Source organism: Terasakiella pusilla DSM 6293 (assembly GCF_000688235.1).
GTDB classification, from domain to species: domain Bacteria; phylum Pseudomonadota; class Alphaproteobacteria; order Rhodospirillales; family Terasakiellaceae; genus Terasakiella; species Terasakiella pusilla.
In genome coordinates this window covers 80,617-103,570 of the sequence record NZ_JHYO01000005.1, presented here as the reverse complement: position 1 = coordinate 103,570, position 22,954 = coordinate 80,617, and the positions used below count along the sequence as shown (strand labels likewise).

23 protein-coding genes are annotated in these 22,954 nt (G+C 48.2%); 17 read left to right on the top strand and 6 right to left on the bottom strand.

Features of this window, described 5'->3' with window-relative positions:
• Nucleotides 1–53 precede the first annotated feature (53 nt).
• Nucleotides 54–1,547: a tRNA uracil 4-sulfurtransferase ThiI gene (gene thiI / locus Q397_RS0104835; protein WP_028878442.1), complete on the bottom strand. Its 1,494-nt coding sequence runs from the start codon at nucleotides 1,545–1,547 to the stop codon at nucleotides 54–56.
• Nucleotides 1,548–1,643: 96 nt separating this feature from the next.
• Nucleotides 1,644–2,960, bottom strand: coding sequence for a 30S ribosomal protein S12 methylthiotransferase RimO (rimO, locus tag Q397_RS0104830; RefSeq protein ID WP_028878441.1), 1,317 nt, complete (start codon nucleotides 2,958–2,960; stop codon nucleotides 1,644–1,646).
• Nucleotides 2,961–3,137: 177 nt separating this feature from the next.
• On the opposite strand from rimO, the gene Q397_RS0104825 reads away from it, so the two are divergent.
• Entirely contained in the window at nucleotides 3,138–3,977 is an 840-nt protein-coding gene (locus Q397_RS0104825; RefSeq protein ID WP_028878440.1) for a fumarylacetoacetate hydrolase family protein, read from the top strand.
• Here Q397_RS0104825 and Q397_RS0104820 read toward each other — a convergent pair whose 3' ends face one another.
• Both Q397_RS0104820 and Q397_RS0104815 read right to left on the bottom strand, forming a co-directional pair.
• A complete protein-coding gene (locus tag Q397_RS0104820) occupies nucleotides 3,978–4,196 on the bottom strand; it encodes a hypothetical protein (protein WP_028878439.1) in 219 nt (72 codons plus the stop codon).
• Nucleotides 4,186–5,040 (bottom strand): alpha/beta fold hydrolase, encoded by an 855-nt coding sequence (locus Q397_RS0104815; protein WP_028878438.1) that lies wholly within the window; start codon nucleotides 5,038–5,040, stop codon nucleotides 4,186–4,188. The genes Q397_RS0104820 and Q397_RS0104815 overlap by 11 nt, the downstream gene beginning before the upstream one ends.
• Before the next feature lie 357 nt (nucleotides 5,041–5,397).
• Between Q397_RS0104815 and Q397_RS0104810 the strand changes: the two genes are divergently transcribed.
• The 13 genes from Q397_RS0104810 (at nucleotide 5,398) to Q397_RS21130 (ending at nucleotide 19,726) form a co-directional block, all read left to right on the top strand.
• The gene (locus Q397_RS0104810) at nucleotides 5,398–6,768 is read left to right on the top strand and encodes a cache domain-containing protein (RefSeq protein ID WP_038012869.1); all 1,371 of its coding nucleotides are present in this window, start codon (nucleotides 5,398–5,400) and stop codon (nucleotides 6,766–6,768) included.
• Between the two features lie 3 nt (nucleotides 6,769–6,771).
• Complete coding sequence (locus Q397_RS0104805) at nucleotides 6,772–7,416, top strand: response regulator (protein ID WP_240475024.1); 645 nt, start codon at nucleotides 6,772–6,774, stop codon at nucleotides 7,414–7,416.
• 67 nt (nucleotides 7,417–7,483) lie between these two features.
• Nucleotides 7,484–8,254, top strand: a complete 771-nt coding sequence (locus tag Q397_RS0104800; protein ID WP_084148943.1) for an Hpt domain-containing protein — start codon at nucleotides 7,484–7,486, stop codon at nucleotides 8,252–8,254.
• Nucleotides 8,255–8,365: 111 nt separating this feature from the next.
• On the top strand, nucleotides 8,366–8,680 hold the full coding sequence (locus tag Q397_RS23880) for an STAS domain-containing protein (RefSeq protein ID WP_051609726.1): 315 nt from the start codon (nucleotides 8,366–8,368) through the stop codon (nucleotides 8,678–8,680).
• Nucleotides 8,680–9,045, top strand: coding sequence for a response regulator (locus Q397_RS0104790; protein ID WP_028878434.1), 366 nt, complete (start codon nucleotides 8,680–8,682; stop codon nucleotides 9,043–9,045). The genes Q397_RS23880 and Q397_RS0104790 overlap by 1 nt, the downstream gene beginning before the upstream one ends.
• A 29-nt stretch (nucleotides 9,046–9,074) precedes the next feature.
• Entirely contained in the window at nucleotides 9,075–11,378 is a 2,304-nt protein-coding gene (locus Q397_RS21145) for a chemotaxis protein CheA (protein WP_051609725.1), read from the top strand.
• Nucleotides 11,365–11,907 (top strand): chemotaxis protein CheW, encoded by a 543-nt coding sequence (locus Q397_RS21140; protein ID WP_084148942.1) that lies wholly within the window; start codon nucleotides 11,365–11,367, stop codon nucleotides 11,905–11,907. The genes Q397_RS21145 and Q397_RS21140 overlap by 14 nt, the downstream gene beginning before the upstream one ends.
• A complete protein-coding gene (locus Q397_RS25485; protein ID WP_051609724.1) occupies nucleotides 11,907–15,101 on the top strand; it encodes a methyl-accepting chemotaxis protein in 3,195 nt (1,064 codons plus the stop codon). Before Q397_RS21140 ends, Q397_RS25485 begins: the two co-directional genes overlap by 1 nt.
• Before the next feature lie 9 nt (nucleotides 15,102–15,110).
• Nucleotides 15,111–16,064: a CheR family methyltransferase gene (locus Q397_RS0104770; protein WP_084148941.1), complete on the top strand. Its 954-nt coding sequence runs from the start codon at nucleotides 15,111–15,113 to the stop codon at nucleotides 16,062–16,064.
• Nucleotides 16,061–16,690, top strand: a complete 630-nt coding sequence (gene cheD / locus Q397_RS0104765) for a chemoreceptor glutamine deamidase CheD (RefSeq protein WP_051609723.1) — start codon at nucleotides 16,061–16,063, stop codon at nucleotides 16,688–16,690. Before Q397_RS0104770 ends, cheD begins: the two co-directional genes overlap by 4 nt.
• 11 nt (nucleotides 16,691–16,701) lie before the next feature.
• Nucleotides 16,702–17,751, top strand: coding sequence for a protein-glutamate methylesterase/protein-glutamine glutaminase (locus Q397_RS0104760; protein WP_028878431.1), 1,050 nt, complete (start codon nucleotides 16,702–16,704; stop codon nucleotides 17,749–17,751).
• On the top strand, nucleotides 17,748–18,455 hold the full coding sequence (locus tag Q397_RS0104755) for a hypothetical protein (RefSeq protein ID WP_156950634.1): 708 nt from the start codon (nucleotides 17,748–17,750) through the stop codon (nucleotides 18,453–18,455). Before Q397_RS0104760 ends, Q397_RS0104755 begins: the two co-directional genes overlap by 4 nt.
• Nucleotides 18,456–18,502: 47 nt before the next feature.
• On the top strand, nucleotides 18,503–19,726 hold the full coding sequence (locus Q397_RS21130; RefSeq protein WP_051609722.1) for a SpoIIE family protein phosphatase: 1,224 nt from the start codon (nucleotides 18,503–18,505) through the stop codon (nucleotides 19,724–19,726).
• 4 nt (nucleotides 19,727–19,730) lie between these two features.
• Here the strand turns inward: Q397_RS21130 and Q397_RS21125 are convergent, their stop codons facing one another.
• Nucleotides 19,731–20,615, bottom strand: coding sequence for an ATP-binding protein (locus Q397_RS21125; RefSeq protein WP_051609721.1), 885 nt, complete (start codon nucleotides 20,613–20,615; stop codon nucleotides 19,731–19,733).
• A 179-nt stretch (nucleotides 20,616–20,794) separates the two neighbouring features.
• Here Q397_RS21125 and Q397_RS0104740 point away from each other — a divergent pair, with 179 nt between their 5' ends.
• The 3 genes from Q397_RS0104740 to Q397_RS0104730 all read left to right on the top strand — a co-directional run bounded on the left by Q397_RS0104740 (nucleotide 20,795) and on the right by Q397_RS0104730 (nucleotide 22,620).
• A complete protein-coding gene (locus Q397_RS0104740; protein ID WP_028878429.1) occupies nucleotides 20,795–21,406 on the top strand; it encodes a hypothetical protein in 612 nt (203 codons plus the stop codon).
• An 18-nt stretch (nucleotides 21,407–21,424) separates the two neighbouring features.
• Complete coding sequence (locus tag Q397_RS0104735) at nucleotides 21,425–22,165, top strand: oxygen-binding di-iron domain-containing protein (protein WP_028878428.1); 741 nt, start codon at nucleotides 21,425–21,427, stop codon at nucleotides 22,163–22,165.
• 71 nt (nucleotides 22,166–22,236) lie between these two features.
• Nucleotides 22,237–22,620: a response regulator gene (locus tag Q397_RS0104730; protein WP_028878427.1), complete on the top strand. Its 384-nt coding sequence runs from the start codon at nucleotides 22,237–22,239 to the stop codon at nucleotides 22,618–22,620.
• Here the strand turns inward: Q397_RS0104730 and Q397_RS0104725 are convergent.
• Nucleotides 22,617–22,916, bottom strand: a complete 300-nt coding sequence (locus Q397_RS0104725) for an Hpt domain-containing protein (protein ID WP_028878426.1) — start codon at nucleotides 22,914–22,916, stop codon at nucleotides 22,617–22,619. The two genes, Q397_RS0104730 and Q397_RS0104725, sit on opposite strands and share 4 nt — an antisense overlap.
• Between the last annotated feature and the right edge of the window lie 38 nt (nucleotides 22,917–22,954).

The following is a 22,954-nucleotide window of genomic DNA, read 5'->3' as shown; positions in this document are numbered from 1 at the left end:
GCACAAAAAAAGGGCTGCATCAGATGGTGCAGCCCTTTTTATTTCTATGTGTCTTATTCGTCGTCCAGTTCGGCCCCGTTGGGGTACATCCGTTTCAACTGCTTGATACCGCCCTTGAAAGAATAGGCTTCGTATCCTGCCTTTTGCATCCGTTCAGCAAAGACGGCGGACTGAGTGCCATAAGGGCAGTAGAGGACATAGGGCTGGGTCTTTACAAAGGTCTTCATCTTGTTTGCAAGCTGTCCAGCATTGTAATTTTCAGCCCCTGCGATGTGCCACTCGTCGTACAGGCTCTCCGGCTGACAGTCGATAAAGATCGCGTTTGATGGGATCTCTTCAATGAAGACAGAGTGCTGGGCAACGTCTTGATCGTTTACATTAAACATATCATAAATCTTTGCATTATCAACGGCTTCCGTAAGGATGTTAAAGTCCATTGATAACTCTGCTTCGGTGATGTTTTTGCGGGCAGACTTGGTTGCCGGGCGGCGCTTATTGAGCGCACAGTACTCAGGGATTTTCTCCGAAAGTTTATCTGTGCCGATCATGCGCGCATCCGAAATGATCTGTTCTTTATCAAAACCGATCAGCGGGCGAAGCACGGGAACGTCGGCAACCTGATCGATGGTATTCAGGTTGGACAGGGTCTGGGAAGACACTTGCCCCAAAGCTTCCCCTGTGACGATGGCTTCTGCGCCGATCCGTTTTGCAATCTCACAGCCCGCGCGATACATCTGGCGTTTCAGGATAACTTGCCAATATTGCGGGTCGGAGTTTGCGCGCAGGTTGTCGATGACGCCCTCAAAATCCACGCAATAGAGTTTAGGCCGTGTCCCCGTGGCCCAGCGATCGCACAAGACTTTTGTGATTTCAAGCACCATCCGTTCGTACGCAGCCCCTGCAAGGTTGCAAAAGACAAAGTCATTCAGCGCACCGCGTTTCATCAGGTACCAAGCTGCAACCACACTATCAAAGCCGCCGGAAATCAGCGTTAGGGCTTTGCCTTGAATACCGATGGGGAAGCCGCCCGGTCCCGGGATCTTCTTGGTGTAGAAGTAGGCCAGATCACCGGCAACGTCTGCTTTGATCATGACTTCTGGATTGGTCAGGTCCACTTTTTTGGCGTATTTATTGAGCATGCCGCCGATTTCGCGTTCCATCTCGACAGAGGAATGCTTTTTCTTGCGCCCCAGACGTTTGATACGAACGGCATAGGTTTTATTGGCAACAAGGTCTTTGTACAGTTCCACGGCTGCCACTTTATGAGCCTCCAGACCGCCATCAATGATTTTATCGATGGGGGAGTAGGAACTGATACCAAAAGTGCGTGAGACGACGTCTAGCGCCTTTTCCTGATCACTGGTGTGGATTTGCATCCGCCCTTCATGATTGAGGATTTCGAAATCGATCTCTTGAGTGCGCAATCCTTTGATCAGATTTTCGTACAGGTGCTTTTGGAACTTCCGGCGCGTGGTTGGGGATTTCAAAAGGATTTCGGGCGCAAGTCGTACAATGATGACATGCGGGTAACGGGTGGACACTTCCATGACGCACTCTTCTCAACTATAATTGGGGCAGGGGTTGATGCGCCTTGTATACCGATCACCTAAAAGTGTCAATCTTGGCGCTTTGGGAAGCTGGCGTTAAACCAGACTTCCCCACAGGTCATAATCCTCGGCATGTTCGACTTTGATCTGGACAATTTGGCCCGGTTCAAGATCAGTTTCGCCGTTGATATAAACTTCGCCGTCGATCTCTGGCGCATCGCCTTTGGTACGACCGATAGCGCCTTCTTCATCCACTTCGTCGATGATGACATCCAGCACTTTGCCGATTTTGGCCTGCATGCGATCTTCAGAGATCTGACGTTGGAATTCCATGAGACGGTTCCAGCGTTCTTCCTTGACGTCTTCATCGACCGGATCGGGCAGGTCGTTAGCGGCAGCGCCTTCGACGGCCTCAAACTTAAAGCAGCCGACGCGGTCGAGCTGGGCTTGTTCCAGCCAGTCGAGCAGATATTCAAAATCTTCTTCCGTCTCGCCCGGGAAGCCCACAACGAAGGTGGAACGGATGGTGATTTCGGGACAGATCTCACGCCACTTTTTGATCCGTTCCAGCAATTCAATCTGGTTGCCCGGACGTTTCATCAGCTTCAGAACTTTAGGCGAAGCGTGTTGGAACGGGATGTCCAGATAGGGCAGCACTTTGCCTTCGGCCATTAACGGAATGATGTCGTCGATATGGGGGTATGGGTAGACGTAATGCAGGCGGGTCCAGACTTTCAGATCACCCAATGCGTTACAGAGATCATACATTTTGGTGCGGACTTTTTTGCCGTAAAAATCATCTTCCGCATACTTCAAATCCGATCCGTAGGCACCCGTGTCTTGGGACACCAACAGGATTTCTTTGACGCCGGACAGCGCGAGGTTTTCAGCTTCCTTAAGGACTTCACCTGCTGGGCGGGACCGGAGTTTGCCGCGCATACTTGGGATAATGCAGAACGTGCACTTCTGGTTACAACCCTCTGAAATCTTTAGATAAGCATAGTGTCGAGGGGTGAGCTTGATCCCCCCGGGGGGTAACAGATCCGTATAGGGATCATGCACCGGTGGCGAGACTTCATGTACTGCTTTAAGAACACTTTCGTATTGCTGAGGACCACTCACGGCGAGGACGCCGGGGTGAATTTCGCGGATGCCGTCTTCATCGACACCCAGACAGCCTGTCACGATGACTTTACCGTTCTCTGCCAATGCTTCGCCAATGGCGTCAAAGGACTCTTGTTTAGCGCTGTCGATAAAACCGCATGTGTTGACGATGACCGCATCTGCGCCATCATATGTGGGGGAAATCTCGTACCCTTCTGCACGAAGCCGAGTCAGGATACGTTCAGAATCAACCAGCGCCTTGGGACATCCAAGACTGACGATACCGATTTGTGGAATGTGCTTGCTCATGCGCGCCTATATAATGAGTCCATGGGGGGAAGTAAAGAACTGAGGCCATCTTGCAGACAAGGGCTGTTCTTTTGAAAAAGGATCGTTACAATGCCTGCCAAATTTGTGTGTTTATACCAGATATTTGCTGGGGCAGGACATAAAAAATAAACGCCTGAATATAACAAGGAGATAAAAATGAAGCTGGTAAGATTTGGCCCGAAGGGAAAAGAGAAACCCGGTCTGATCGATGAAAGCGGGTCGCTGAGAAGTTTGGCAGGCCATATTGATGACCTGACGCCGGATGTCATTGGATCAGAAGTCTTTGCTGATTTGGCCAACATTGATGTGTCCAGCCTTGAGGTGATTGAGGGGGCACGTCTTGGTGTACCTATCGCCCATGTGGGCAAAGTGGTCTGTATTGGCTTGAATTATTCCGACCATGCAGAAGAGGCAGGAATGGAAGTCCCGCCGGAGCCTGTGGTCTTCATGAAAGCGACCAGCGCCTTGTCTGGTCCCTATGATGATGTTGAACTGCCCCGCGGGTCGGTAAAGACAGATTGGGAATGTGAACTTGCCATCGTAATTGGCAAGGAAGCCAAGTATGTGGAAGTGGAAGACGCGTTTGATTACGTGGCAGGCTACACCGTCCTCAACGATCTCTCGGAGCGCGAATATCAGATCGAACGATCAGGCCAATGGGTCAAGGGTAAGTCCCATGACACTTTCGCCCCTGTCGGGCCGTGGCTGGTGACTAAAGATGAAGTGGATGATCCGCAGGCTTTGTCCATGTGGCTGGACGTGAATGATAAACGCTTTCAGGAAGGCACGACCAGTACAATGGTGTACGGCGTTGCATTTTTGGTGAGCTATCTGTCCAAATTCATGTCCCTGCAACCGGGTGATATTATTTCCACCGGGACGCCGCCAGGTGTGGGCATGGGGCAAAAGCCGCAGGTCTTCTTGAAAGAAGGCGACGTGATGACATTGGGTATTCAGGGGCTGGGAAGCCAGAAACAGAAAGTGGTTTCCGCTTGATTATTCCAAGCTATCCTTTTTCTTGAGTGCGGCGATTTCTTTTTCCACCCGCTCCTTAAGGACAGGATTGGTTTCATACTCATAGCCCAGTTCATCAAAGCTGGGGACTTTGTCGGGGGCTTGCGTGCGCGGGTCCCCGATTTTATTGAGTTGGTCTTCCAGATCAAATTTACTTAAGCCATCTTTCAGCAATTGTTTGATGTGGTCATCACCGGTCATTTTTCAAAAACTCCTCAATCACATAAATCTGCTGATCTTTGTTTAGGGCAGGGGCGTGCCCGCAATTTGGAAACTCGACACCCGTTGCATTTTCATTGACCTCGCACATTTTGGCGAAGACTTCTGTCGTGAGGATATCGGATGATTGTCCGTGCAAGATCAGGGTCGGACAAGTGATCTTTTGATAGCTGTCCCATAGGTCATAATCTTGCAAGTTATCGAAAAACTGTTCTGTGATGCCGGGGTCAAAATCCACAGTAATGGTCCCATCATCACGCCGGCGCAGGGAAGATAAAGTTAGGGCGCGCCATTGTGCGTCGCTCAGATAGCCCATGCCGTCATATATGGATCTTAGATGATCTTCATAGTCTTGCGGAGCTGTAAAACTGATGGGGTTCGCACTGTAAGAAAGGATGCGGTTCAGCCCGTCTATTTCCACCTGCGGGGCGGCATCGTTGATGATCAGGTGGTTGATGTTTTGCTGCAAGGGGCCACTCGCAAGGCGTATGCCCAATGCGCCGCCCATGCCGGTTCCGAGAAAATCCAGATTAAAAAATCCAAAGACCTCGCATATTTTAAGTGCCAGTTTTTCATACAGGTCGAAGCAGTAGCTATCTTCAGGTTTGCTTGCCCATTGTGACAGGCCGCGCCCGATGGTGTCGGGACAAAGGACCCGATATTCTTTGGTAAGGCTCTCGGCAAGATGATCAAAGTCGCGCCCGTTGCGTTCAAACCCATGCCACAGCAAAATGGATTTTGGTTTGTCAATTCCCCATTCGGTCACGTGGACCTGATATCCCTCAACCGTGATAAAATGTGAAACGGGTTCTTTTTGTGTCAGCATGTCTCAACCTGTAAAATGTTTGTCTCAGTGATACCAGACTTGGGCAGCGTTGGATAGGTACGGCAGGCGAAAGGAAAAAGGCTTCTTGCCGGATGGAGCAAGAAGCCTTTTGGGGACGTTGTTCAAAACATAGGTTTGGTGCAGCCTACTAAAAGGTCGGGGGTATGTGTAGAATGGGGGAAGGTGACCTTTCAGCCCGCAACACCGTTTCAAGCAACTTGGCGCGGATACTAATAGTCAGCAGAAGGCATGAAAATAACCATGAATACGTACATTCACATACCTAGAACTAGGTAGTAGGAAAAAACGCGTTCCATGCTATTCTGTCCTAAAGTATGAATTGATTATTGGGTGACCATGTTTCGTTTAAAGATTTTGTTGCTGGCTGTTGTGCCCCTGTTTTTCGCTGTAAGCAGCATTGTCTTTATCCTCTTTTTCCAATCAGATGATTTGATTGAAGAGCAGCTATATCGGGTTGAGGAAAACGTCCTGACCTCCAAAGCCAACGAACTTAAGGCTTATATGGATATGGCGCTAAAGGCGGTCGATCATGTTTATCGCAATGCCAATGGGGATGATGAAAAAGCAAAAGAGCAGGTTAAAGCGCTGTTAAACCAGTTGACCTATGGCGATGAAGGCTACTTCTTTGTTTATGATGGAAACGGGAAAGGGCTTGTCCATCCCGGCCAGCCTGAAATTGTCGGATTGAACTGGTGGGGTTTGCAGGATAGTCAGGGACGTATGGTCATCAAAGAACTGACGGAACGGGCGCGCAATGGCGGCGGCTTTTATCGCTACCTCTGGGAAAAGCCGGAGAGTGATGAGATCGGTGAAAAGCTGAGTTACGCCGTGTTGCTTGATAAATGGGATTGGATGATCGGCACCGGCGTTTATCTGGATGATATCTATCGCAATATCGAAGCACGAAAGCTTGATATTCGTGACCGGGTTCAAAAAGCATTTATGATCATTTTTACCATCGCGATCGTTGCGTTGATCGGTGTATTTCTGTCCGGCATTGTTATTCAGTTGAATGAACGAAAACTCGCCGATACCAAACTGAAAGAACTCACCCAGCGCATTGTTGAGTTTCAGGAAGAAGAAAGAGGCCGGGTGTCGCGTGAGCTGCATGACGGGATTAGTCAAATTCTGGTGTCTGTCAAATATTCCATCGAGTTGGCGATTGATCGGATCAATCAAGGTGCCGACAATGCCATTGAACCAATGGAAAAAGGCGCGAATGGACTAAAGCAAGCCATCGCAGAGGTTCGCCGCATATCACGAGATCTGCGCCCCAGTGTGCTTGATGATATCGGTCTCTCCGCGGCCCTTGATAGTATGAGTGATGAATTTGGGGAACGGACGGGTATTGACGTTTCGTTCAAAGGTCATCCGTTCACTAAAAAGCTGGGACCAGAGATAAAGACAACACTGTTTCGGATTGCTCAGGAAGCGTTGACCAACATAGAACGCCATTCCGGTGCCTCGCGGGTTACCATCGAGTTGGTAAAGCGTGTGGACGGGGTGCGAATGATTGTGTCGGATGACGGTGTCGGGTTTGATGTGTTGCGTATGGATGGACGCAAAAATGGTTTTCAAGGGATTGGCTTACGAAATATGCAAGAAAGGCTAGAATTTCATGGCGGCGAATTGACAGTCTGGTCTTCACCGGATAAAGGAACAGTTGTTGAAGCCCGCCTTCCTAATAGCGTGTTGATTGTAGATTAAAAGATGATGTCAGAACTTTCAGAGACTAAAATTCGCGTTCTTCTCGTAGATGATCATCCGCTTGTTTTGGATGGGATAAGATCACGCATCGAACAAGATGAAACCATCGTCGTGATTGGGGAAGGAGCGAATGGCGAGGAAGCCTTGGTACTGGCGGCAGAACGAAACCCCGATGTGGTTCTTATGGATATCAGCATGCCCATCCTCAATGGAATTGCGGCGGCTGAAAAATTTGCCGAACAATTGCCCGAGATCAAGTTGTTGATGCTGACAATGCATGATAACAGGGAATATATCACCAAGGTATTGAAAGCAGGTGCCAAAGGTTACATTTTAAAAGATGTACCTTCCAACGAATTGGTGCAGGCAATCAAAACCGTGTCGGAAGGTAAGACTTATTACAGTTCGGGGGTGACAGATATCCTTTTGAATGAAGGAGCAAAAAAAGAAGTCCCCTTAACGGACCGTGAAAGAATGATATTGAAACTTCTGGCGGAAGGCAGCAGCAATAAGCATGTCGCCAGAGAACTTGATATCAGCGTTAGAACCGTTGAAACCCATCGTCGAAATATCAAGCGAAAGCTGGATGTAAAGACATCTGCGGGGTTGGTGAAATACGCAATCGAAAGCGGTATTGTAGAGATATAAGCTATTTCATTGAGGCTTCATCAACAGTACGACACATTAAAAAAGTAATCCTAACGAGAACTACGTCATGTCATACTCAGTTCCAAATATGGAAGATATCCTTGCCGAGATGCGAGAAAAGTTCATAGAGACGGCACAGGAGAAATTGGATCGCCTCAATGATATTCTAGCCTTGTTTACCAGCGGAAAGGGCGCAGATACGGCCCTGCAGCAGGAGTTCCGGCGGGAAGTGCATAGCCTGAAGGGGATGGGGGGCACCTTCCAGATGCCGCTGGTGACAGAACTGTGCCATACCTTTGAAGCTTTTCTGGAGGGCGAAGACCATTTTGATGAGCCGTTGATACAAGCGTCTCACATTTATTTAGATCGTTTGGCAGATTTGATTGAAAGTGGGGAGGGTCATCCCACCGCGTCACGACAAGAATGGCTTCATGGCCTCCCGCAGAAGCCGAGTGATGCGTATGGATATAGTGTGCGGTCTCAGCCGACTGTTCTTGTGATCGGGATTGAGGAACAGCAAAGCAACGTGATCCGTGATAATTTTGCGGAAAGCGGGTTTGCCTGCGTGTTTCAAAAGACCCCTGAGGTGGCCTTTGAAACGGCATTGAAAACCCATCCCGAGATTGTGATTGTTAACCAAGTCCTGCCGGATATGGACGGGGCTGAACTGTTGCGCGGTCTGGGGGCGACCAAGGGGTTGTCTAAAACAAAATTTGCCATGATTTGCCCGGATCGACGTCAGGCCTTGCAGGAAAATCTGACCGCAGTGCATTTGCTGTCTCAAAAAAATATAGATGCGGATGTAATGAATTTTATTGCGATCACCCTAACCACCTAGAAAACGTTTCATTTTTTCTTGTTTGCCTGCTAGCATATCCAAAAGGTACCAATAAAAAATACAGGCTTCGTTTGAGATGCAAACGAAAGCACATTCTTGCAGGAGACATATATGACCGAAGCCTTTGAAATAAAGGTGGAAAATGACAAGGCGATTCTGGCGCTGCTGCCCATATTGGATATGTCTGCTGCGGATAGTTTGCTTGACGCCTTGCGATCATGTGTTTCTAGTTATTCTCATTTAGTACTTGATGCATCGGTGGTAGAACGGATTTCTACCCCGTGTATACAGGTTTTGCTGGCAGCAGCTTTTAAAGTCGAAAAAAACGGTGGTCGGTTTTCGATGAAAAATGTAACCCCGACTTTTGAGCGCGGTATGCGTGACTTGGGGTTATCGGACTACCTAAGAAAATGGAGTGAAAACTAATGGGTTTACGTGTTTTGGCCGTTGATGATTCCAAAACAATGAGGGATATGGTCGGTTTCACCCTTCGTAATGCGGGGCATGAGGTTTTGGAAGCGGGGGATGGTCAGGATGCTCTCGATAAATTGGGGAGTGATCGTGTTGATCTGATTATAACGGATGTGAATATGCCTCGTATGGATGGCATCACTCTTATTAAAGAGCTTCGAAAACACGCCGTCCACAAATCGACACCGATCTTGGTGCTGACCACCGAGTCCGATGCCAGCAAGAAAAATGAAGGCCGCGCAGCCGGTGCGACGGGATGGATTGTAAAACCTTTCAGCCCGGACAAGCTGTTGCAGGTTGTTTCCAAAGTGTGCCCTTGATCATAATTTAAAAAAGTAACGTAAATCCCGTGCCCCAAGATTTTAATCTGGAACAGTTTAAAGTAACCTATTTCGAGGAATGTCATGAGCTTCTGGCTTCGGCAGAAGAACAACTCACTCTTCTTCAACAAGAATTAGGTAACGTGGATGTCGAAGTGCTGCACGCGATCTTTCGCTGTGTGCATTCCATCAAAGGCGGTGCCGGGGCTTTTAACTATACTGATCTGATAGATTTCACCCATAGCTTTGAAACATTGCTGGATAAATTGCGCGAAGGGGAAATACCGATCAGCATGCCCTTGGTGGATGTCTTGTTCGAAGCCACCGATATCCTTTCAAGTCTAGTTCAACGTGCCCAGGATAATCAGGAAAGTGATCCGGAGGTCTGGAAAAAGACCAAGCAAAAACTGGAATCCTATCTGAAAGAGGGTGGGGTGAAAAAAACGTCGCCGTCAGATCACCGTGATGGGATCGCTGATTATGACCTGACACCAGAAGAAGAAGAGGAACAGGGATGGGGGCTGTTTATTGATCTTGAGGAAGATGAGCCCGCGTCCGAATTACCACCGGAGCCTTTAGAAAACTTCAAGCCCACCTATAAAATCAAATTCGTGCCGGAACCTCATTTATTGCGTTTTGCCAATGAGCCTCTTTTACTGGCCCGTGAGTTATCCAGCCTTGGAAAATATGTCGCACACGCCGACCTGTCTCGCTTAGATGATCTTGATCAGATTAATCCGGATGAAGCTTATTTAAGTTGGATCTTTGAGCTGGAGACGGACGCGTCAAAAGGCGCGATTGAGGAAGTGTTCGAGTTTGTGGTGGATGACTGTGAACTTGTTATCGAAAAAATCGGCGGTGAAGCTGTTACGAACACGGCCACGACGAAAGAGGCGCAAGGTGTAAAGGCGCAAAAGCCTGAACCCAGAACAGCTAGAGCGTCACGCATAAGGAAAGAGGTCGAGTTACACACGCCCACGCAACCAGCACCTCCACAGGCGGCACAATTGCCTGACACGGCAGAAGATCGCCCCCCTGTCACTGAGACCTTGAATGATGGATCTAAGTCCTTATTGAAACAGCAGGCCAAAATTTCCTCTATTCGGGTGGAGCTGGATCGGGTTGATCGGCTGGTCAATATGGTTGGGGAATTGGTCATCAGTCAGGCCATGTTACGCCAACAAGTCGAAAACCTTATTCCTGAAGACAGCCATGTCATGGCACAGGGCTTTGAAGATTTAAGCGCACATACGCGGGAACTGCAGGAAAGTGTCATGGCTATCCGTATGCAGCCTGTTAAATCGGTTTTTGCCCGTATTCCCCGTATGGTGCGGGAACTGTCTGCGCGGTTGGGTAAAAAGGTGGATTTGATTACACAAGGTGAAATGACGGAGGTCGATAAAACCGTCATTGAGCAATTGATGGATCCCTTGACCCATATGATCCGAAATTCCCTTGATCACGGTATTGAGACACAGGAAGAACGCGCCAAATCCGGTAAACCAGAACGGGCAGCGATTAAACTAAGTGCTGAACATCGAAGTGGCCGTATTCAGATTGAAGTGAGCGACGACGGTAAAGGGATCAATCGCCAGCGCATCGTTGAAAAAGCAGTCCAAAAGGGCTTGCTGTCAAGTGATCACGATTTGTCTGATGAAGAGATCGACAATCTGATCTTCGCCCCCGGTTTTTCAACGGCTGATGAAGTGAGCGACGTCTCCGGGCGGGGTGTCGGGATGGATGTGGTGCGCCGAAATATTGTTAGCCTAGGTGGACGTATCTCTGTTTTCTCCACACCGGGGGAAGGCACACGCTTTTTGATGTCACTGCCCTTAACGCTTGCTGTACTGGATGGTATGATCATTCGATGTGGACAGGAAAAATATATCATCCCTTTAACGTCGGTGATCGAGAGTATTCATCCGATAGCGGAAGAATTGCAGCCCTTGGTAAACGGCGCCATGATGGTATCCATGCGCGGCCAATATATCAGGATCGTTAATCTATATAAGCTGTTTAATATCAAAGGGGCAGTTACGGATGCGGCGCAGGGGCTTGTCGTTATTGTCGAGACAGAAAGATACGGGCACGTCGGCATACTTGTTGACGAATTGTTAGGGCAGCAGCAAGTGGTTATCAAAAGCCTTGAAGAAAACTATGATCCGATTGACGGCGTCGCGGCGGCAACTATTCTGGGAAATGGCAAGGTCGCGCTTATTCTGGACGTAGACGGTCTGGCGGATATGGAACATGGCAGCGATCGCCACCGAACATTTGCAAATCTGGAACAACAGGTTTTATTGACTGGAGAAAAAGCACATGGTCACGACTGATACAGGTCTGACACCACAAGCAAGCGGTTCTGATGAACTGGTGATGCAGGAAGATCAGGTGGATCAATATATTACCTTCACCATTGGTGAGGAGGAATATGGCGTTGACATCATGGCTGTGCGCGAAATCAAGGCCTGGACGGAAACCACCCACCTGCCAAACACACCAGAATTTATGCGCGGTGTGTTGAACCTGCGTGGCACCATTGTTCCTATTTTTGATTTACGTTGTCGTTTTGGGATGGGATTGACAGAAGCAACCAAGATGCATGTCGTGATTATCGTACGCGTCGAAGACCGCATGGTTGGTGTTCTGGTCGATACGGTATCTGACATCATTACGGTGGGCCAAAACCAACTTCAGCAAGTGCCAAAGATGGATCGCAATATAGACGACGAATATTTATCCGGGCTGGTCACGGTCGAGGGCCGAATGGTCGCGCTGCTGGACGTTGAGCTCTTATTTAAACCACAATCAATTGACCACGGGATCGCCCTTGGTGAAGCAGCAGTAGGGGACCAGAACTGATGACCCAAACGATTATGACGAAAACATCATTTTGGCAGCTCTCCCGCAAAATCCCGCTTGTCATCGTGGGGTGTTCCGCCATTAGTGCGATCCTGATTATGGCGTACTCCCTAATACAGGTGAGTAAAATCGAGGAAAGTAACATCAAGGAAAATTTCGAAGTACTGACACAACAGCGATTGGCTGAAATGGACAGTTACTTTGAAAGCATTCAGACCGACATGAAGATTGTCGCGAATTCACCTATGACGCAAAAAGCTTTGTTGGCTTTCTCGCGCGCGTGGGCCATGTATGATGGCGATCCACAAAAGGATTTATCCCGTCAGTATGGTGAACAGAACCCTTATCCGGCAGGTGAGAAGCGAAAGTTGGATATGCCGGACGGTGATATGTCTGCTTATGGGCAGGTGCATAAAACCTATCATCCCTGGTTCCGCGAGTTTATGGAAGAGAAGGGGTATTATGATATCTCTTTAGTCAATGAAGAAGGGAATGTGGTTTATTCTGTCGTAAAGGAAAGTGATTTTGCGACAAACTTGCTGACAGGCCCGTGGAAAGAAAGTGACTCTGCCGCGGCCTATAGGAAAGCCATGACCTTGCCGAAAAACCAGCAAGCCTTTTTTGATTTTAAACCCTATCAACCAAGCCAAGGCGTCCCGGCCAGTTTCATCACTCAGCCTATTATTGTTGACGGTACGGTAAAAGGGGCTTTGATTTTTCAAATGCCGATTGACCGCTTGAATATGGTTGTTGGGAAGCCGTTTGGTCTGGGGAAAACCGGTGAGTCCCTTTTGATCGGTGAAGATGCACTGGCGCGTAATACGTCGCGATTTGACAATGGTACGGAACGGAATGTCCAGCGACAATATCGTGGCCAGTTCATGACTGCGGCCTTGAAAGGTGAAACGGGTATTACCCGCGAAACGTTTGAAGGTAAAGATCGCTATTTCGGTTATGCGCCATTTGAATTCTTGGGGACAAAATTCGCCTTGGTGGTCATGCAAGACTACGATGAGGCCTTTAATAACGTCACGGATACCCGCACCACGTTATTGGTTGGTTTGCTCTTTATTATTATCACCATGGTTGTTTTGGGCGGCCTGGTTGGACGCAGTATTTCCAAGCCTATTTCTCAACTAACAGAATTTGTCGGTGATCTTGCCCGTGGGGAAACCCGGACGGTTGTCATGCAGGATCGTAAAGACGAGTTGGGGGATATGGCGCGTTCTTTGAACCAGATTTATGAAATGAGTGTGGAGAACCGCCGCATCCGTGCTGCGTTGGACAATGCGACAACCTGTATCATGGTGGCAGACTCAGACCGTCGCGTCATTTATATGAACCCGGCTGTCGAAGCCCTGTTTAGGGACGCGCAGGAAGATATTCGCCAGAGTATTCCAAACTTTCATGTGGATGCGATCATGGGCAATTCCATTGACAGCTATCACAAGAATCCAAATGTTCAGGCCGAGATTCTGGAGAGTCTTTCCGGTATTCATAAGGCCCGCATGAAGTTGGGACCGCGGACGTTTGATCTCTCTGCTGCGGCCGTTTATGGCACCGATGGCTCCCGTCTCGGCAGCGTTGTCGAATGGAGCGATATGACCGATGTTCTTGCCCGTCGAGAGGCAGAACGTAAACAGGCGGAAGAAAACTATCGTATTCGTGTCGCATTGGAAAATGCCAATACAAACGTCTTGGTCGCCGATGCTGACAATGAAGTTATCTTCACCAACGACGCCTTGCAGCGCATGTTGACAAAAGCGGAAGTCGATATCAGTCAATCCGTACCCGGCTTTAAAGCGTCAGCTATGCTGGGGAGTAATCTTGACCACTTCCATGATGAAGTTGCCGCCAAGGTTCGTGAGATCAATCTGGTTGATAAAGAACAGCACTTCCACCTTAAGATGGGCCAACGCTCATTTGATTGCGTCTTGAACCCTATTATAGATGATGAAAATAATCGTCTGGGAACGGTGCTGGAATGGAGTGATGTCACGAACGAGCTTGCGGTTCAGCAAGAAGTTGATGAGGTCGTGCAGGCCGTCGTAAACGGTGATTTCTCCAAGAAGATTTCATTGGAGGACAAAGAAGGGTTTATGGCGGCTTTGGCGCACAGTATCAATGATTTGAAAGATACTGTCAGTGACGTTTTTGATGAAATTGCCATGTCTTTGTCATCGCTGGCAAAAGGTGATCTGAAATATCAGATCGAAACCGATTATGCCGGCACCTTCGAGATATTGAAGCAGGATACCAACCAGACGTCGGCGCGGATCAAACAGATTGTGAGCGAAATTATTATCGCCGCAAACGAAATTGCCAGTGCGTCCAAAGAAATTGCGTCTGGCTCGATTGATCTGTCCCAACGCACGGAAAATCAAGCTTCCAGCCTTGAAGAAACCGCAGCGAGCATGGAAGAAATGTCTACGACGGTCAAACAGAACGCCGATAACGCTCAGCAAGCCAACCAGCTTGCCATGCGGGCGCGCGAAGTTGCCGAAGAAGGCGGGTCTGTCGTGGAGCAAGCGGTGGAAGCCATGTCTTCCATTGAAAATTCTTCACAGAAGGTCTCCGATATCATTGGTGTTATTGACGAGATCGCTTTCCAGACCAACCTTTTGGCGCTCAATGCCGCAGTGGAAGCCGCGCGCGCAGGGGAGGCCGGAAAAGGGTTTGCGGTTGTTGCATCTGAAGTGCGCACCCTCGCGCAACGATCAAGTGAGGCGGCGAAAGATATCAAAGGGTTAATCCTTGATAGTAATACGCAAGTCCGTGATGGGGTTGATCTGGTCGGTGAAACCGGACAATCCCTGTCCAATATCGTTGAATCGATTAAACGGGTTGCGGACATTGTTTCTGAAATTGCAGCGGCAAGTCAGGAGCAAGCCTCCGGTGTGGGTGAGATTAATGCCGCCATTACGCAAATGGATGAAATGACCCAACAGAATGCGGCCCTTGTTGAAGAGAGTTCCGCTAGTGCCCGATCCTTGGAAGACCAGTCAGAGAAGATGATGCGTCTGATGTCCTTCTTTGATATCGGGGAGCAAGTGGTACAGAACAAGGTCGAGTTTTCGTCAAGCCAACCTGTTTCACCACCGTCACCGTCCATCCTGCGTGCACGCCACGATATACTGGGGCGTAAAACCAAGGGAACAGATACACCTGACGATGCCGACTGGGAAGAGTTCTAGGGGGCATCCATGTCAGATAAAACCGTCATTCACCCCTCAAAACAAACCGGAAGTCCAGCCCGTCAAAAGGTCGAGAACAAGGTGCGTTTTGTGCTCAAGCCGCGGGAGAAAAAGCGTGAGTTTGTGTTGAATGATGATGACTATTTTACATTGGCGGACCTTATTCATTCCCAGACAGGGATTGTCCTAAAGGATCATAAAAAAGATATGGTTTATGGTCGTTTGTCAAAACGGCTTCGTCAGTTTGGGATGACCTCCTTTGGGGATTATCTGCATTATCTGGCGGGTGATAATGGTCCGGGCGAGATCGGGATGTTAATCAATGCAATTACAACCAATCTGACCCGTTTCTTTCGCGAGCCGCATCATTTTGACCATTTACGTGATCATGTGTTGCCGGAAACACTGGATTTGATCAAGCAGGGGCGTCAATCACGGTTGCGGCTGTGGTCTGCGGGGTGTTCGTCGGGTGAGGAACCCTACAGCATGGCGATGTGTCTGGATGAGGCGCTCAACAAAAGGCCGGATCAGATCCTTGACGCGAAGATACTGGCGACCGATCTTGACACAAACATGTTGGAACGGGGGCGAGCCGGGCGATATCGTGATCAACACCTTGAACATCTCCCCCCTGAATTTCAGCCCTACCTGTCTCCTGCACAAGGGGAGGATGGATATGTTCAGGCCCAAGATATATTGCGCCATTACATCTCCTTTAAGCAGCTGAATTTGCTAGAAAAATGGCCTTTTTCTGGGCCTTTTGATGCGATTTTTTGCCGTAATGTGATGATTTATTTTGATGCAGGGGACAAACAACGTCTGATTAGTCGCTTGGTGGAGAAATTACGTCCCGGCGGTTGGCTTTTCATCGGGCACTCGGAGACTATTTTGGATATGAGTCCGGGCCTCAAACTCTATGGTCGAACGATTTATCAAAAAACACAGCTGGATCACGGTTTATGATGGATAAGGTGAGCCATACCTCGGGAAAAGAGGATCTGAAAAAGGACGGCATGACCCGCTATTGGGACCCAAGTTTTGATCACTTTGCGGTCAAAGTCTCGCCGGGTATGCATTATGTCACAGATAAAAAGGATGAAATGATCGTCACCACTTTGGGGTCTTGTGTGGCGGCGTGCATTCGCGACACTGCCCTTGGTATTGGGGGGATGAACCATTTTATGCTGCCACAAAGTGATAGCGGTAATTGGGGTGGAGTGAGTGCCGCCATGCGATATGGCAACTATGCGATGGAAGTCCTCATCAACGATATCCTGCGCAAAGGCGGTGCGCGAAACCGGCTAGAGATAAAGGTCTTCGGCGGGGCGAATGTTATCGGAACCTCATCCTTCATCGGTACAAAGAATGTCGAGTTTGTTGAAACTTATTTAAGGGTCGAACATATGGCGGTTTCTGCCCAGCATCTGGGCGGAGATCAGGCACGCCGGATTATCTTTTTCCCTTCGAACGGTAAAGTTAAAATGAAATTGCTGGATAAGCACGACAACGCGAGCATTGTTGCTGAAGAACAAAGCTTTAAAACACACATTGAAAAGTCGGAGATTGAAGGTTCAATCGAACTCTTCTAGGGAGCGTCAACATGTCAGATATTATTTCTGTTTTAGTTGTGGATGATAGTGCGCTTATCCGGCAGCTGTTAACGACGATTTTAGAACGCGACCCGGATATTCACGTGGTCGGTACAGCACCGGACGCCCATAAAGCACGCGAGTTGATCAAAAAACTAAACCCTGATGTTCTGACGCTGGACATTGAAATGCCCAAGATGAATGGCATTGAGTTTTTGAAAAAAATTATGTCCCTGCGCCCGATGCCGGTACTGATGGTGTCGTCCCTCACGCAGGCGGGGGCGGATATCACTTTTCAGGCGTTAGAAATCGGGGCGGTGGATTTTGTTGCCAAGCCGCAAAATGATATCCAGTCGTCCTTGGAAGACATGTCTGAAGAGTTGATCAGTAAAGTAAAGATCGCAGCTCAGGCCCGGATCAAACCTTATGACGCAGACACTTTTGCGTCGATTGCACCAATAGACCAGAAAACCCATTGTATTTCAAATCGGGAATTAATTGTAATGGGGGCCTCAACCGGCGGGGTGGAGGCCTTGAGGTGCGTATTGCAAGCACTGCCTGCAGATATGCCCCCCATCTTGATTGTTCAGCATATGCCAAAACAATTTACGGCGAACTTCGCGCGTCGATTAGACCAGTTATGCCAAGTTACGGTGGTTGAGGCCCAAGATGGGATGACTGTCGAAAGGGGGCATGTCTATATTGCGCCCGGTGATGCGCATTTGACCCTGGAAAAGGCCGCAGATGGCTATCACTGCTGCGTGGCGGATAGTGGTAAGGTGTGCGGTCATATGCCATCTGTCGACGTCTTGTTCGCCTCGGTCGTGAAGCTTGCAGCGGATAAGACTGTTGCTGTCATGTTAAGCGGCATGGGAAAAGATGGTGCGGAAGCTATGTTTCAGTTAAAAAGTAATGGGGCTTACACAATCGGTCAGGATGAAAAAAGCTGCGTGGTTTACGGAATGCCCAAGGCCGCGTTTGAAAAAGGCGCAATTGATCTTCAGCTTGATTTGAAAGACATCGCCGGCGAATTGGTCAAACAATGTTGTGCGCCATCATGACACAGTCAGACGTTACTCTAGAAAGAGAATTTTTGGCGCATTGGTGTCGGTTGTCACAGGTTCAGCGGCGCGCGTTGCTGGCACTGTCACATGAAATTATCATCGCGTGTGATCTGGTTGAAGAAAGTGTTGAGTCTTTAACAGACCGCTTTTTGGGGCTGGCAGATAGCGCCAAGAAATTAGCGACAGAGTTAGGTAAGTTCGACTTTGTTGAAACAGAGACAGTTCGACAAAATTTCACAATACTGAGCAATGCTGTCCGCACAGATGGGCAACCGTGCGAAGCTTTTGCCGTTTTTGAAGATGTACTCGTTCGCAATGAAGCAAATATCCTTCATCAACGCCTGATGATAGGCCAAGCGGAAATGGTGGCCAAGGGCTTTGAAGAGGTTGTCACGCTTTTGCAGTTTCAAGATCGAACGAGCCAACGCCTGACGGTCATAAGCGATGCGTTGCAGTCCGTGGCGGCCTTGGTTGTAAAGATGCATGATGAAACCCTTGAAAAGGTCGTTTTATCTCAACAAGATCAGGTCGAAGACCGGTGGATTGAAGAATTGGTTTCTGACATTCAGTTAGGCGAGATTCGAGAACGTTTCATTAAACATGCCTTGTTTGATAAATGTTCAACTTTATTTGCTGAAGTTGCACCGGAAACAGAGAGCAACATGGTTCAAGAGGACACGGATGATATTGAGCTTTTCTAGCTAAAACTTGCGGATTTGTCTTTTCTCCTGTTGCCACAGTCGAGCCAATGGATGATAATCTGTCTTATCTAAAGGGGGGAGTTTCTCGCACGGAAGAAGTCGTCAAATTTGATGAGCTCGCGGATTGTAAAATTTTAATCGTCGATGACGTCGCTGTTCTTCGCACACTTATCAAGACCTGTCTGCAAAAAGCCGGTTATAAAAACCTGCATACAGCAGAAAGTGGTGACCATGCGCTTGAGTTACTGGATGAATTAGAACCCGATTTGATTATTCTGGATATTGTCATGCCGGGTACCGATGGCTTTGAAGTTTGCCGACGTATTCGTAAAAGTAAAAAACATGCTCAAATCCCGATCTTGATCCAAACAGGTATGGAAGCAACGCAGGAACGTGCGGAGGTCTTCGAGGTTGGTGCAAACGATCTTATTTCGAAACCGATCAATGTGTATGAGCTGGTTGCGCGCGTTAAATTACAACTGCAAAACCTGATCTTGCAGCGTAAAGAAAAGGCCTATCAAGCCCGGATGGAGGCAGAGCTCAGCTCGGCCCGCGTCATTCAAGAAAGTTTGTTGCCGACAGAAAACTGCATCCGTGACGTTGAAGAAGCGTCCGGCCTTGTCATCCAAAACCATTGGAAAGCATCTTCCGAATTGGGGGGTGACCTTTGGGGATTACAACAGATTGATGAGCATCGTGTCGGCTTTTTCATCATCGATTTTTCCGGTCATGGGGTGGTGTCGGCCTTAAACACATTTAGACTTCATACCCTGATTAACGAGAGTAACCTTGATTGGGGCAACCCAAAAGAATGTGTTCATGCCGTCAATGCCCATTTGACTAAGGTTCTGTCGCCGGAACAGTTTGCGACGCTATTTTGGGCGGTCATCGATTTGTCTGAAGATACATTGACCTATGCCTCTGCGGCTGCGCCACCGGTACTGATTGGCGAGAGTGGGGCGGTAGATGATATTCGTTTTCTCGATACGGCCGGTTTGCCAGTTGGTATCGTCACAAGCTATGAATATGAAAACAACGTCGTCGCCTTTCCGAAAAACAGCTTTGTTTTTGTTTATTCCGATGCGCTGATCGAGTCACCGGATGCGGATGGCAAAATGTGGGAAGAGGTCGGCCTGATGTCTCGCGTACAACAATACGCGAAAGACGGCTTCGAAAATATACTGCCCAAAACCTTGGACGAGTTTTTGAAAAGTGCAGTTCATCCCATACCGGATGATTTGACGACTGTGTCTTTTATTCGCAAGAAGTAATTTCTTACAGATTAATTGTCGCGATGACCTGATTGCCTTTGTCATTGTAAGTGAGCTTGTTAAAGCCCATTGCAATGGCGATCGCAATCCCGCGACCGTGTTTGTCGGTGCTTAACGATGGATCACATTCTATAAATTTGCGCCAGTCAAAACCATCGCCTTGATCTGTCACTGTAATTTCAATGCGATCTGACAGCCGTTCAAAAACCACTTCAACATACTTGTCTTTGTAGGTATTGGAGGCGAGGCGCGAGGTAATTTCTTTTTCCCACTGGCCACTTTCAAGCAATTGGGATTTTAGCTGGTAGTTGATCTGCAAATTGCCGTGTTCAATGGCATTGACCAACAACTCGGACAAGCCAAGGGCAACCACCGATGGTTCTGGACAGGCGAGGGATAGCATGGTCGTTAGGGCCTCTGCTTGCCCAAGTGTTTGCAGCCGAAAAGAGCCGGATTTTATCAAACCGATCGCAGAGGTACGTGAACTCACTTCTTTTAACAGCGCATTGTAGCGTTTAAAGTCCGATTGGGCAGCTTCAATGGTATGCAGAAGGATGTTTTCATCTATGGGTTCTTCAAGAATGTGAAAAAACGGTTGTCGGCAGACCTCATCTGCATGACAGCCCGACTTTAAAACGCCGATGAAGGGGATGTACTTGGCTTTTTCCTGCCGCTTGATGGTACGGATGCGGCCTTCAAATTCAGTTTGATTTTCCGGGATTGAGAGAGTGACGCTTGCAACCATTTGATCTGGTGTTTCCAGCTCAGCAATGATTTCATCAAGGCTGGAAACCGTAATGATGTTATGGCCTTTGCTCGACAGGAAATCAAAGGATCGCGTGATTGTGGAATTTGCGTCAACGACGAACAAAGAAACTAATGTAGCCATCTCAAGACAAACCCTTTTTTCATTTTCTTTAAACCTGCCCGATTACCCACATTTTCGCAATAAATTTCGGACATATATCCAATTTTTTAAGCATCACTTATTGTTTGCTGCGCTATATCGTGGTTATATCGGCTAAGCTGGATTATTCTTTCGACATTATATGGCCTGTTGGGAAGTTGATGAGACAAAACACCGAATTAAAGACAACCTTCTTCATCACTGCTGTTGCAGTGTCCGCGAGGTTGGGTTTTGTGTTGAAAGAAGCCAAAAACATCTCTTTGGAAGCAATGAACGCCAAAGCACTGGTCGCGCGCGCAGGTGAAAACGTGCGGACCTTTAAGCCGATCACGGATTATATGGTTGAACTTGCCAATGATACCATTCGTCTGGTGGATGATATCAACCGGGAGGCGTTGGGTATTTCTAAAGCTTCTTTAATCGCGTTGCGCGGTAATGAAGCGGTGAACCACTTCAACGGGGCGAAGCAAAAGGCTGGAAATGCCATTTATCGTGATAGTTTTGAGCCAGCGTTGCGCAGTGCGGAAAAGGATCTGCATTCCTATCAACAAAACTTGCTCCGCAACGTGCGTCGATTAAACGAGCTCTTGGAAGAAATTGAAAGTCGTATGTTGGCAGCCAATGTTGTGACATCTACATCGCGTCTGGAAGCTGCCACCGTTTCAAAACTTTATCGCGCAAATTTCGAAGCCATCGTTGCAAAGTTTGAGCAGGCGGCAAAGAACATCCGGGCTATCGTGCGAGAATGTCGCAAAGTCCTAAATTCTAAATAGGTGAGATCAGGTAATAACATGCAAACCGTGAAGCTCTTTGAATGTGCCACCCATGAATGGATTGTGTTTGGGCGTGACCCTGACAAAGGCGAGAAAATTGTTGATACCAACCAATATCTGATCAAAACAGCGCGGGAAGCGGTGTTGTTGGATCCGGGCGGGATCGAGTTGTTTTCGTCTATGTTGGCCTCTGTGGTGCACTATTTACCGGTAGAACAAATCACCCATTTGTTTGCCTCCCACCAAGATCCTGACATTATTTCCTCATTGGGATTGTGGGATAAGACCTTGCCGCACGCGACCTTGCATGCACCGTGGATTTGGGAAGGGTTTTTGCGCCATTATGGCTGCAATAACATCACCTACAAACCCATTGCGGATGAAGGCGGGACGTTCAAGATGGATGGGATTGAGCTGGATTTTATCCCGGCGCACTATATGCATTCTTCCGGTAATTTTAGCGTCTATGACCCCGTCTCCAAGATTTTGTTTAGCGGTGATGTCGGTGGGGGATTAAATGGCGCTGATGATCCCTTGTTTGTCGAAGATTTTGATAAACACATCAAACAGATCAAAACGTTCCATCAACGCTGGATGCCTTCTGAACGGGCTAAACAGGCGTGGCTAAACCGGGTGCGTAAGCTCGATATTGACTTGTTATGTCCACAGCATGGGGCCATCTATCAAGGCAAAGATATTGAACGCTTTTTGGATTGGTTGGAAGATCTAGAGGTGGGAACAGCTTTACGCCTTTCCTAAGGAACGCTTTAAAGGTATATACGTCTTTAGTATTAACATTTCGCCAGATATGAAAGATCACCGGTTAAAATATGGATAAGCAGCTTAAAAAGATAATGTATGTGGAAGATGAACCCGATATCCGTGATATTGCTAAGCTGGTTCTGGAAAATGTCGGTGGTTTTGAGGTGCTGGTGGTTGAAGGCGGCGAAAAAGCATTGGCTGAAATTTCGCATTTTCAACCGGATATGGTCCTTTTGGATGCCATGATGCCGGAGATGGATGGTCCGACGACTTACGGTGAAATTCGGAAACTCGATGCCTTTAAAGACATGCCGATTGCTTTTCTAACGGCAAAGCTTATGGAAAAAGATATCGCAGGCTTTTTGGACCTTGGGGCGGTTGGTGTAATCGCCAAACCATTTGATCCTATGACACTGTCCGAGCAGGTCAACGAGTTGTGGCAGAAGGCCTAGTCGTTTTTTTGCTCCGTGCCTAACAGGGCGCTTGCCTCTTGATAAAGTTTAATAGCTTCTTCATCCGAAACAGGGTGGGGGAGCTGTTTTAGTTTAAGCTCGAACTCTTTCAAACGCTCACTTGTTTCTCCAAGTCCAAATGTACCTGCACTGCCCGCATATTTATGAGTGAGGAATAAAAGGTCATCAAACCGATCCGCGGTTTGCCATGTCTGTAGATCCGAAGCTACGTCCCACAACTTCTGCCGAAAGTTTTGCTGCATGAGGGCAAGTTTGTTTTGAATATCGTCTTGCATGACTGTCCGATCTCTCTCGTATGTAGGAGGTCTAACAG